Raw genomic sequence first — 12,823 nt, forward strand, 5'->3', positions numbered from 1 at the left:
CCTGTCCCGGTTGGGGATATCTCTTAAGACAACGTGCCCCTATAAGATGGCGCGAAACGGCCCGGATCAAGAGCCAATGGGAGGAATCATGTCCGTGGATTTCGCAACCTGCCCCAGCATACCGGCCATGTTTTTGGCCCAAGCCGCTCGCTTGGGGGAAAAACCGTTGCTGGGGGCCAAGCATGACGGCCATTGGCGCTATCTGAGCTGGCGCCAAACCGCGGAAACCGCCCTGACCTTGGCCGGCGGATTAGTCCGATTGGGGGTGGAACCCGGCGACCGCGTCATGCTGGTGTCGGAAAACCGGCCGGAATGGGCTATCGCCGACTTGGCCATCATGATCGCCGGCGGCATCACCGTGCCGGCCTATGTCACCAACACCGCCAGCGACCATCTGCACATTCTGGAAAACGCCCAGGCCCGCATCGTCATCGCCTCGACCCTGGCGCTGGCGGAAAAGCTGATGCACGCCGCCGCCCGCGCCAGTCACCCCCCCACCCTGATCTGTCTCGAGCCCCCCAATCTGGCCCAGGCGCCAAGCTTCGCCGTCCTCAGCTGGCGGCAGGCGCTGGCCATGGGCGACGGCACCCAGGCCGAAATGCGCACCCGCGCCGCCAGCCTCGGCCGCAACGACACCGCCTGCATCATCCACACCTCGGGAACCGGGGGGGCGCCACGCGGCGTCATGCTGTCCCATGGCGCCTTGCTCGCCGATTGCTTGGGCGCCGACGCCTTGTTGCAGGATCTGTATGCGGGCGATGAACTGTTTTTGTCGTTCCTGCCGCTGTCGCATTCCTATGAGCACACGGTCGGGCTGATCTTTCCACTCAGCGTCGGCGCCACCATCGCTTATGCCGAAAGCCTGGAGCAACTGGCCGCCAACATGGCCGAGGTGCGCCCGACCATCATGACCGCGGTGCCGCGTCTGTACGAAAGCATGCGGGCCAGGATCCTGGGCGCCCTGCACCGCCAAGGCGGCTTCAAGGAAAAACTGTTTCTCGCCGCCATCCGCTTGGGGAGCAAACGACTGAACGGCGAGCCGCTCAGCTTCGCCGAGCGGCTCAGCGACCTTGCCCTGGACCGGCTGGTGCGGGCCAAGGTGCGGGCCCGTTTCGGCGGCCGCCTCAAGGCCTTGGTCTCGGGCGGGGCGCCGCTGGCCCTGGAAGTCGGCATGTTCTTCGCCGCCCTTGGTGTCCGCATCCTGCAAGGCTATGGCCAAACCGAGGCGGGACCGGCCATTTCCTGTTCGCCACCGGCCAAGGTCAAACTGGATACGGTGGGGCCGCCGCTAAAGGGGATCAGCGTCCGCATCGCCGAAGACGGCGAAATCCTGGTCAAGGGCGAGGTGGTGATGCAGGGCTATTGGCGCGATCCCGTCTCCACCGGCCAAAGCATCGACGCCGATGGCTGGCTGCATACCGGCGATATCGGCCAAATCGACGAAGACGGCTATATCCGCATCACCGACCGCAAGCGCGACATCATCGTCAATTCCGGCGGAGACAACATCTCGCCGCAACGAATCGAGGGATTGCTGACCCTGCAACCGGAAATCGCCCAGGCCATGGTCCATGGCGACAAGCGCCCGCATCTGGTGGCCTTGCTCGTCCCGGCCGAGGAATACACCGCCGCCGATGTCGGCCGCGCGGTGGAGCGAGTGAATTCCTCGGTATCAACCATCGAGAAAATCCGTCGCCACGCGGTGACCCTTGAGGCGTTTTCCACCGACAATCTGATGTTGACGCCGACCATGAAAATCCGCCGCCACGTCATCCGCCAGCATTACGGCGAAGAGCTGGAAAGGCTGTATCGCTAATGCGCTAAGACAACAGCAGATGCACGCCGATGGCGAACAAAAAGACGAAAAAGCCGCGACGAAAGATCAGCGGCGGAATACGCCGCCGGATCTTGCCCCCCAGCATCATGCCCAATACCGCCGGCAGCGTCGCCCACAGCGATAATCCCAGTTGCGGCAGCGCCAAGGCGCCATGCTCGGCCAACATCAGCCCCAAGGCCAAGGTGGAAACGGTGAAGCACAGCCCCAGCGCCTGAACCAAATGATCGCGCTCCAGCCGCAAGGCTTGCAGATAAGGCACCACCGGGATGACGAACACCCCGGTGACCGCCGCCAACGCGCCGGCGGCAAGTCCGCTGAGGGGCGCCAGAACCGGCTCGGCCCAGGGCGCCATGCGGGGGGAAAAATCCAGCAGCCCCAACATGGCATACAGCATCAGCACCTCGGCCAGAATCAGCCGGGCGAATGCCGCATCCACCGCCAAGGCGCCGCCCAAGGCGGTGCCGGCGACGATGCCGGCCAGCAAGGGCCACAACCGCCGCGCCAACAGCATCAACGACGCCCCCCCGCCCCAGGCCTGCCAGACATTGGTCAGCAAGGACGGCGCCACCAGCAAGGCGGCAGCCTCGGCCGGACTGAACATCAGCCCCAGCAAGGCAATGCCGATCGTGGGCAAACCCAGGCCGCTGATACCTTTGACGGCCCCGGCCAGAACGAAGATGGAAAGGATGAGAGCGATGTCCATGGCCCCAGCATGGGCCTGGCCATCACTTCGGAATATCTGCTATTTCAGGATTAAGATTTCGTCTTATCCGAAAGTACGATCATGCGTTTCGATCCCGCCGATTTACGCCTGTTTCTCAATGTCGCCATGACCGGTTCCATCACCTTGGGGGCAGAGCGCACCCATCTGGCCATCGCCTCGGCCAGTGCCCGGCTGCGCGGCATGGAAGACCATCTGGGCACCGCCTTGCTGGAACGCAAACGTCGAGGCATCGAACTGACCGCCGCCGGCCGGGTGCTGGAAGGCCATGCCCGCCAGATCCTGGCCCAGATGGAGACCATGCGGGCCGATTTGTCGGAATACGCCCATGGCCGCCGTGGCCGCATCCACTTGCTGTGCAACACCGTCACCTTGGTGGAATTCCTGCCCCAGGCGCTGGGGCCGTTCCTGGCCGCCCATCCGTTGATCGATGTCGATATCGAGGAACATCCCAGTCGCCGCATCGTCGCCGCCATCGCTGACGGCTTGGCCGATATCGGCATCGCCGCCTATGCCGCCGCCTCACCCCGGCTGGACACCACCTTGTTTCGACGTGACCGCTTAGTCGTCGCCGCCGCCCCCGATCACCCATTGGCTGGACGCGATGCGGTCCACTTCGCCGAAGTGCTGGATTGCGATTTCGTCGGGCTGGGCAGCGACAGCGCCATTCATGATTTGTTGGCCACCCAGGCGGCGCAGGCGGGAAGACGGATGAAGTTCCGCACCCGCCTGCGCACTTTTGCCGGAATCTGCGAATTGGCGGCCCTGGGGGTCGGCATCGCCGTCGTGCCGGAAGCGGCGGCGCGCCGCGCCGCCCTCAAACATGCGCTGATCGCGCTTCCGCTGGCCGATGGCTGGGCCAGCCGCGACCTGATGGTCTGCGTCAGACGGCAAAAGCTCCAGCCGCCGCTGGTGACGGCGCTGCTGGCGGCCCTGGCTCAGGCCCCGTGATAGGTCTTGAACCATTCGATGAACTTGGGCACGCCCACCGAGATCGGCGTGGTCGGGGCGAAACCGACATCACGCTGAATGGCGGAAATATCGGCATAGGTTTCCTTGACATCGCCCGGCTGCATGGGACGGAAATCGTATTCCGCCTTGCGGCCCAGGCATTGCTCGATCAAGCCGATGAAATCCATCAGCTTTTCCGAGTTGTTGTTGCCGATATTGTACAGCCGGCAGGGCGGCGCCGCACCGTCATCGGCGGGCGGGTTGTCGAGCACGCCGACAACGCCGGAAACGATATCGTCGATATAGGTGAAGTCGCGACGCATGTCGCCATTGTTGAATACGGTGATCGGCTTGCCGGCCAAAATGGCGGTGGCGAACAGATAGGCCGCCATGTCCGGGCGTCCCCACGGGCCATAAACGGTGAAAAAGCGCAGGCCGGTGGTGGGAATGCGGTACAGGTGCGAATAGGAATGGCTGATCAGCTCGCCGGCGCGCTTGGTGGCGGCATAGAGCGAAATCGGGTGATCGACGCGGTCTTCCACCGAGAACGGCAGCTTGGTGTTGGCGCCATAAACCGAGGACGAGCTGGCATAGACAAAATGCCGGCACTTCTTGTTGGCGCGGGCCAGTTCCAACATGACCAGATGGCCTTCGACGTTGGAGTGGGTGTAATCGTGCGGCGCATTCAGCGAGTGACGGACACCGGCCTGAGCCGCCAGATTGATGTAAGCCGTGATCTCGGGATGCGCCTGCGCCACCGCCGCCATGGCGGCACGGTCGGCGATATCGGCCTGAACAAAGGTGAATCCCGGATGCTGCGACAGATGTTCCAGCCGCTTCGCCTTCAAAGCCGGATCATAATAGGCGTTCAAATTATCGACGCCGACGACGTGGTCGCCACGGGCCAACAATCGCAACGAGGTATTATATCCAATGAAGCCGGCGGCTCCGGTCACAAGCACGCTCATCGGGCACATTCCTAATTTTCAGGCTGCTTTCGTATAGCCTGCCTCGGCACGGAAATCACCCCCCGATTTCGGTGCGGCGCCGGCAATTTTGTTACGCCGTGTCGGCTTGGCGCTGAGTTTTATTGCGTTTTCCCCATCCCCCCTTTCCCTGCGCCACCGCCCTTCCCACCTGCCAAAGCAGGAGGTGCGTCATGTCCATCGCCGCGAAGATCACCTTGGAAGACAAATATACCGCCCGAAACGGCCGTGTCTTCGTCTCGGGCGTCCAAGCCCTGGTGCGCCTGCCCATGCTGCAACGTGACCGTGACCGCGCCCTTGGCCTGAACACCGCCGGCTTCATCTCGGGCTATCGTGGTTCTCCGCTGTCCGGCCTGGACAAGGAATTGTGGCGGGCGGAAAAGCATCTGGCCGCCCACGACATCCGCTTTCAACCCGGTCTGAACGAGGATCTGGCCGCCACCGCCATCTGGGGCAGCCAGCAAATCGGCCTGTCCGACGACGCCACGGTCGATGGCGTCTTCGCCTATTGGTACGGCAAGGGACCAGGACTCGACCGTTCCGCCGATGCCTTCAAGCACGCCAATTCCGCCGGCACCGCCCGCCATGGCGGCGTCTTGGTGTTGGCCGGCGACGATCACGGGGCGCGCTCGTCAACCATGGCCCACCAATCCGAGCAATTGTTCATGGCCCTGGGGATGCCGGTGCTCAACCCCGCCAATGTTCAGGAATTGCTGGATTACGGTCTGATCGGTTGGGCGCTGTCGCGCTATAGCGGCTTGTGGGTGGGGCTAAAGGCCATCACCGAGACGGTGGAAAGTTCGGCCACCATCGACATCGATCCCTGGCGGGTCAGCATCGTCGCCCCCAGCGATTTCCCCGTGCCCGCCGACGGCCTGTCCATCCGCTGGCCCGATCGCTTCCTGGCGCAAGAAGAACGTCTGCTGCGCCACAAACTGCCCGCCGCCTTGGCCTTCGCCCGCGCCAATTGCCTGGACCGGGTGGTGGTCGGCGGCCCCTATCGCCGCCTTGGCATCATCACCACCGGAAAGGCCAGCCAAGATGTGATGCAGGCCCTGGACGATCTGGGCATCGACGGCGCATATGCCGCCGCCATGGGCTTGGCCATCTACAAGGTGGGCATGACCTGGCCGCTGGAGCCCGATGGGATCCGGGCCTTTTGCCAAGGCCTGGAGGAAGTCGTGGTCATCGAGGAAAAACGCCCGGTGATCGAGGACCAGTTGCGCGCCCAATTGTACAATTGGCGCGATGACGTCCGCCCGCGCGTGGTCGGCAAGACCGACGAGACCGGCGCCCCGCTGCTGCCCAGCCATGGCGAGCTGAACCCGGCGTTGCTGGCCCGCATGATCGCCGGCCGGATCGGCCGCTTTTACACCAGCTTGCGGGTCCGGCAGCGGCTGGAATGGCTGGACGCCAAGCAAACCGCCCTGGCAAGCCTGCCCCAGGGCTTTGCCCGCGTGCCTTATTTCTGCGCCGGCTGCCCGCATAATTCCTCGACCGTCATCCCCGAAGGCAGCCACGCCATGGGCGGCATCGGCTGCCACATCATGGCCACCTGGATGCCCGAACGGCATACCGAAACCTATACCCAGATGGGCGGCGAAGGCGCCAACTGGATCGGTCAGGCTCCGTTCACCCAACGCCGTCACATTTTCCAGAATTTGGGCGACGGCACCTATTACCATTCCGGCCTGCTGGCCATCCGCGCCTGTATCGCCGCCCGCGTGCCCATCACCTATAAAATTCTGTTCAACGACGCCGTCGCCATGACCGGCGGCCAGCCGGTGGACGGACCGATCAGCGTTGCCGCCATCGCCGCCCAGGTCCGCGCCGAGGGGGTTGATCGCATCGCCATCGTCTCGGACCGCCCCATCGCTTATGCCGACATGCTGCCGCCCGGCGCCACCATCCACCACCGTGATTCCATCATCGCCCTGCAACAGGAATTGCGCGCCTGGCCGGGCGTATCGGTGTTGATCCACGACCAGACATGCGCCGCCGAAAAGCGCCGCCGGCGCAAGCGCGGTCTGATGGAGGACCCGCCCGAGCGCCTGTTCATCAACGAAAAAGTCTGCGAGGGCTGCGGCGATTGCGGCGACAAATCCAATTGCGTCGCCGTGGTGCCGGTGGAAACCGAATGGGGCCGCAAACGCGCCATCGACCAATCGGCCTGCAACAAGGATTTCAGTTGCGCCAAGGGCTTTTGTCCGGCCTTCGTCTTTGTCTCCGGCGCTGAATTGAAGCGCGACAAGACCGTGGCCAGCGACAGTTTCGCCGCCCTGCCCGACCCCGTTTTGCCATCCGCGGCCGAACCTTATTCCATCGTCGTCACCGGGATCGGCGGCACCGGGGTGGTCACCGTCGCCCAGGTGCTGGGCATGGCCGCCCATCTGGACGGCAAAGCCGTCACCAGCCTTGACCAGACCGGCCTGGCGCAAAAGAACGGCGCCGTCGTCAGCCATCTGCGCCTGTGCGAGCAGCCGTCCAAGCTGTACGCCGCCCGCATCGCCGATGGCGGCGCCCAAGTCCTGCTGGCCTGCGACATGGTCACCGCCGCCGGTTTCGATACTTTGTCCAAGTTAAAGGCCGGGGACAGCACGGCGGTGGTCAACGACCATCAATCCATGCCGGCCACCTTTACCCACGCCCCCGATCTGGCCTTTCCTGCGCAATCCATGCGCCAGGCCATCAGCGCCGCCGCCGCCGCCGATTTCATCGACGCCACCCAATTGGCCACGGCCTTGCTGGCCGACGCCATCGGCGCCAACCTGTTCATTGTCGGTTATGCATGGCAGCGCGGCCTGCTGCCGTTGTCGTGGGAAGCCATTCAGACCGCCATAGACCTCAACGGCGCCGCCCCCGATTTCAACAAGCAGGCTTTCCTGTGGGGCCGCCGCGCCGCCCATGACCGCCGCGCAATCGAAGCATTGCTGACCCCGCCCGCCCCGATCACCCGTGATTTGGACAGCGCCATCGCCCATCGCGTCGCCGAGTTGCAGGCCTGGGGCAACCATCGTTGGGCCGAACGTTTCAGCGCTCGCATCGCTCAAATCCGCCACGCCGAGAGCGCGATCACCGCCAGCACTGCCCTGACCGAAGCGGCCGCCCATGCGCTGTTCAAACTGATGTCCTATAAGGACGAATACGAGGTGGCGCGGCTGTACAGCGACGGCAGCTTCGCCGCCGCCCTGGCCGATCATTTCCAAGGCTGGCAGCGGATCGAGCCGCATCTGGCGCCGCCCTGGTTCGGATCGCGCAAGCATCGCTTCGGTCCGTGGATGCTCAAGCTGATGAAAGGCTTGGCCCAATTAAAGGCAGTGCGCGGCAGCTGGGCCGACCCCTTCGGCCACACCGCCGAGCGCCGGATGGAACGGGCCTTGATCGGCGAATACGAAGACATTCTTGACCGTCTGCTGGCACGACTGAACAAAGACAACCATGCCCTGGCCGTAAGTATTGCCGCAATACCTCAACAAATACGGGGCTTTGGCCCGGTCAAGGCGACAGCAGTGACAAAAGCCCGCGCCGCCGTCACCGCCGCCCTCGGCGAATATGAAAAACCCCTTGCTGATTGATGACGTTTGCAACAAGCAGGCTTATCCTTCATCTCGTTTACACTTGACCATCAGGCACAGCCGCGCTTGACTGCCAGAGGGGCAAGCTACACACATGCGGGGGGATCAGCGTCATGGACCAAGTGGGCGAGCCAGCCGGCACCAGCGCCGCCATGGAAGCCGAATTGTACGCCGCCCGCGCCGCCCGCGACGCCGCCGACCACGTCAATGCCCTGGCCGCCTATGAGGCGGCGTTGCTGCTGGATTCCGCCCACCCCGATGCCCTGGCCGGCAAAGGCGCCATGTTGCGGGCCTTGGGCCGCGACCGCGACGCGCTGCCGGTCTTGCTGCGCGTTCTCGATCTCGACAGCCACCACCTGGAAGCACGGCTGGAACTGGCGCTGACCCTGCAAGGATTGGGACGGCCGGACGAAGCCCGCATCATCTTTGCCGCGCTGGTCCGCACCCCCGAGCCGCCGGCGCGGGCGTGGCACGGCTTGGCCCTGCTGTTATTGGCCGATGGCCATGAAGCCGCGGCGGAATCGGCACTGCGCCGGACCATGGCCCAGGCCCCCGACCTGATCGAAGCTCGCCTGCAATTGGCCGATCTGCTGGCCCGACGCATGGATCTGTCCGCCGCCACCGATCTGTATCACGATATTTTGGCCATGGATTGCGACAATGCCGCCGCCCTGACCGGGTTGGGCCAGGCGCTGATCGGCCTGGGCCGTCTGGACGAAGCCCAAGACCAGTTGGAACGTTCCCTGGCGATCATCCCCGACAATCCCCACGCCCATCTTGGCCGGGCCCGCCTCAATCTGCTGGGCGGCCATCTGCAAGGCGCCTGGGATGATCTGGAATGGCGCTGGCGGGCAGAGGGCCGCAAACGCCCGGAACCGCCGGGGCAAAGCTGGAATGGCGACGACGATCTGGCCGGCCGCACCATCTTGCTGTGGGCCGAACAAGGACTGGCCGAGATCATCCATCTGCTGCGCTATGTCCGCGAAATCGGCCAGCGGGCCGGCAAGGTCATCTTGGGCGTGCCGCAACCGCTGGTGCCGTTGGCCAAGGGACTGGACCGGGTTTTCGCGGTAATCGCCTCGGGCCAGCCCTTGCCGCGCGGGATCAAGGTCGATTACAACGCCTCGTTCAACGATCTGCCGCGCCTGTTCGGCACCTCGCTGGCCGGCATCCCCCCCGCGCCCTATCTTGCGCCGCCGCCGGGCCATTGCGTTCCGGTCGTGGCGCCGCCATCCGCCTTGTTGAAAGTGGGGCTGGCCTGGGCCGGCCCCCGCGCCGGCTGGAGCATTCCCTTTCCGCAGGTGATGGCCCTGTTCGGACATCCCGGCGCCGCCTTTTTCGGCCTGCAACTGGGCAACCGGGCCCAAGACGTGGCGCAGCTCGCCCATCCCGGTCTGATTACCGACCTGTCGCCAACCATTTCCAATTACGGCGATCTGGCCGGCCGCATCGCCGAAATGGATCTGATCATTACCGTCGATGGCGCCGTCGCCCATCTGGCCGGCGCTTTGGGAAAACCGGTCTGGGTCTTGCTGCCCGTCGCCGCCGATTGGCGGTGGATGCGCGGCCGCGACGATTCGCCCTGGTACGGCACCGCCCGATTGTTCCGGCAAAGCCGGGCCGGCGATTGGACCGCAACCATCAGCCAAGTGATGGCGGCGCTGGACGACAAACTGGCCGGCGAAAACGCCCGCCGCCAAAGCATGGCCCTGGCGCAAAGCGGCGAACGGGCGGCCCAGCGCGCCTTTTTGTCGACCCATTTGACCGCCGGCGACCTGTATGTCGATATCGGCTGCGGCGCCGACGGCACCCATGTGCTGGATACCGCCAGCCAGGAATTGGACGACATCCGGGTGTTGGCCGTCGACGCCCGCCCTGGCGAAGCCGACATCTTGGAAGATACCGTGGCCATTTCCGGCCTCTCCGACATCGTCACCGTCGAACGGGTCGCCATCGGCGCCGTATCGGCGCCGGTGACTGTCGCCGGCCGCAAACGTTCGGGCCGCGCCGTCTTTGCCTTGCCGACCTGGGTCAAGGCCGGGCAGCAATGTCTGCCGCTGGCCGACATGCTGGACCGCCACCCGGACCTGCGTGGCCGCCGCTTGGTGCTGCGCCTGGGGGCCAAGGGGGAAGAAGCCGCCATCTTGGCCGGTCTGGGATCGTACCTGCCGGCAATCATCGTTTTTCGCCATGCTGACGGCGGCGGCGCCGCCGCTCTGTTGAGCGAACGTGGCTATAAGCTGTTCGAATTCCCTGGCGCCATCGCCGCCGGTCCGGTGCGCCCGTTCAGCGGCGGCGCCGCCACGGTGCTGGCCGTGGCGCCGGACGTCGCGGTATCGGCGCTTTACGGCGATGCCGGCGACCCCACCTCACCAGCCAGCATGGCCAAGGCGTCAGCTCTGGCCGCCCGTCTGGCCGCCCAGGGCAATGCCGAACTGGCCAAGGGCCAGGCCAATCGCGCCGGCGCCACCTTTGCCCGCGCTTTGGCTCAAGATCCCGGCAATGTGGATGCCAACGCCAATTTGGGCGGATTGCTGCGCCGCATCGGTCGCGCCGATGCCGCCGCCGCCTGCTGGCGTCGCGCCCTGGCTGCCGGTGGCCCGCCCATGGTGCGGGCCAATCTGGCGAATGTCTTGCGGGAAAGCGGCCATCTGGAAGCGTCGGAAGCCACCTTCCTGCACGCCTTGACCACCATGCCCGACAACCCGGACCTGCTCTACGCCTTTGGCCTGCTGGAACGCGAACGCGGCCGGCCCAAGGAAGCCTTGGGCCTGTTCGAAAAGGCCGAAACCTTGCGCCCCGGCACCGTGCCCGGCGGCGAATTGGCCAGCGCCTTGCTGAAATCAGGCAATTTGGCCCGTGGCATGGCCGAAATGAGCCGTCGTCGTCCGGTTATGTTGCCGCCGGTGGACGCCAGCGAATGGGATGGCGGCCGCTTACAGGCGCGGACCATTTTGGTGCGCGACGAAAACGACGCCATCGACACCATCATGCTGTCGCGCTACATCCCCATGGTCGCCCTCCAGGGCGGGCTGGTGACGGTGGAATGCGTGCCGGAAGTGGCCCCCCTCCTGGCCGGACTGGCCGGGGTCGAACGGGTGATCGCCCGTGGCGAGCCCATCCCCGCCATGGACGCCACCGTGCGCCTGCTCGACGTGCCGCGCCTGCTGGGCACCACCTCGCGCACCACACCGCCGCGCAACGTGCCCTATCTGCATTTGCCCGAAGGCATGCTGCCGTTCCGCTTTCCCGGTGATCACCGTTTGCATGTGGGGCTGTCGTGGACCGGCAGCCGCCCCCGTGATCGCGGCGTCCCGCTCCCGGTGCTGATGCGTCTGGCGGCCGAGCCGGGGATTGATCTGGTCAGTCTGCAACGCGGCGACCGCGTCGCCGATCTGGTCGCCAGCGGCAATCGCTTGTTTGTCGAGGAAATGGGCACTCAATGCCGCGACCTCGGGCAATTGGCTTCAATCATCGCCGGTCTGGACCTGATCGTCACCGCCGACACGGTGGAAGCCCATCTGGCCGGCGCCCTGGGTAAGCCGGTCTGGGTGTTGTTGCCCCTGGGCAATGATTGGCGCTGGGTCGACGAACGCGACGACAGCGTTTGGTACCCGACCATGCGGGTGTTCCGTCAATCCCCCGACGGCAGTTGGACCCGCGCCATCACCCGCGTCAGCGAAGCCATGGCCGCCATGGCCGCCGGCAAGCGCAGCCGCGCCCATTAAACGACAAAAACCGCATTTTCGTCAGGCCGGAGATTTTAAAGACCAGTTGTATGGTGACGCGATAGTGTCATACCAAAATGATACCAACCCATTGTTTTTTCTTCACGCCGAGAAATCACGACACGGTTAATATTTCATACTGGAACTGCCGGGCCTGTTGGCTCGGCGGTTCGCCGTGATGCGATAGTATCATACCGACCAGCGAGAGGCTGGGCCGACACAGCCCAGAGTCTGAGAACCGCAACTCAACTGCTCTACATCAGCCATTGGTAATGCTAATCGGGGAATCACCTGACATCAGGCTTCCTGGTACAACTTACCGCCACGGAGCAGATCTACAAGGAAATCGGTGGACATCACCAATGGCGTCTTGCTGGACGTGTCGGTCGAGTGGCGGATTCCCAGCTCATCGGCGATACGGCGAGTCTCGCACCGTTCCAGGGGGAACTGCTCGCGGATGTCCGTAACGTCGTCACACCAGTCAAGATGCATGAACAAACGCCATCCGATGTCCGAGAGGAAATGATGGATGCGACCGGTTTTATAACCGACCACTCGATGGGAGCGCCCCCTGGACGCGACATCATAAATCGCCAGCCAGGGCCGATAATCAGCCCCCCGTCCCTGGCCTCGTCCCTCCTTGTACAGGCGGGTGATCTTGTCTTCATCAACGGACCATCGCCGGTACGCCATGACGGAGGCCTCCGCGAACGGGACTTCCTCCACGATACGCCGATCAATCACCGACGCAAGAGCTAGGATGACGCTCTTTTATCCAGGATGATAGTTTATTATCAAGGATGAGACTTTATTATCTGCAATCACAACCTGTATGGTGAGGCAATTGTTTCATACTGAAATAGCACCAAGTCATTGATTTTTCGTCACGCTGAAAATTCACGACATGGTTAATGTTTCATACTGGAAACGCTGGACCTGTTGGCCTAGAGCATTTTCCGCTCAATCACGGTCATATCCGGCAGCGGCGAAGAAGTTCTCGCACTCGGCAGGGGTGAAGGCGTCTA

General features: G+C 64.1%; 7 protein-coding genes. 4 read left to right on the forward strand and 3 right to left on the reverse strand.

Going from position 1 to position 12,823, the window contains the following annotated elements:
- The first annotated feature begins 88 nt into the window (after positions 1–88).
- Entirely contained in the window at positions 89–1,816 is a 1,728-nt protein-coding gene (locus KEC16_RS08365) for an AMP-dependent synthetase/ligase (protein WP_211547762.1), read from the forward strand.
- Between the two features lie 4 nt (positions 1,817–1,820).
- Here the strand turns inward: KEC16_RS08365 and KEC16_RS08370 are convergent, their stop codons facing one another.
- A complete protein-coding gene (locus KEC16_RS08370; RefSeq protein ID WP_211547764.1) occupies positions 1,821–2,540 on the reverse strand; it encodes a sulfite exporter TauE/SafE family protein in 720 nt (239 codons plus the stop codon).
- Positions 2,541–2,621: 81 nt separating this feature from the next.
- Between KEC16_RS08370 and KEC16_RS08375 the strand changes: the two genes are divergently transcribed.
- Positions 2,622–3,509, forward strand: coding sequence for a LysR family transcriptional regulator (locus KEC16_RS08375; RefSeq protein ID WP_211547766.1), 888 nt, complete (start codon positions 2,622–2,624; stop codon positions 3,507–3,509).
- Here the strand turns inward: KEC16_RS08375 and KEC16_RS08380 are convergent.
- Complete coding sequence (locus tag KEC16_RS08380) at positions 3,497–4,477, reverse strand: SDR family NAD(P)-dependent oxidoreductase (RefSeq protein ID WP_283091892.1); 981 nt, start codon at positions 4,475–4,477, stop codon at positions 3,497–3,499. The genes KEC16_RS08375 and KEC16_RS08380 overlap by 13 nt on opposite strands.
- Positions 4,478–4,668: 191 nt before the next feature.
- On the opposite strand from KEC16_RS08380, the gene KEC16_RS08385 reads away from it, so the two are divergent.
- Positions 4,669–8,070 (forward strand): indolepyruvate ferredoxin oxidoreductase family protein, encoded by a 3,402-nt coding sequence (locus KEC16_RS08385; RefSeq protein WP_211547772.1) that lies wholly within the window; start codon positions 4,669–4,671, stop codon positions 8,068–8,070.
- A 113-nt stretch (positions 8,071–8,183) separates the two neighbouring features.
- Positions 8,184–11,798, forward strand: coding sequence for a tetratricopeptide repeat protein (locus KEC16_RS08390; RefSeq protein WP_211547774.1), 3,615 nt, complete (start codon positions 8,184–8,186; stop codon positions 11,796–11,798).
- 297 nt (positions 11,799–12,095) lie between these two features.
- On the opposite strand, the gene KEC16_RS08395 is transcribed toward KEC16_RS08390, so the two are convergent.
- Complete coding sequence (locus KEC16_RS08395; RefSeq protein ID WP_211547776.1) at positions 12,096–12,491, reverse strand: PDDEXK family nuclease; 396 nt, start codon at positions 12,489–12,491, stop codon at positions 12,096–12,098.
- Positions 12,492–12,823 lie beyond the last annotated feature (332 nt).

The organism is Magnetospirillum sulfuroxidans, from assembly GCF_018224925.1.
GTDB lineage: Bacteria > Pseudomonadota > Alphaproteobacteria > Rhodospirillales > Magnetospirillaceae > Magnetospirillum > Magnetospirillum sulfuroxidans.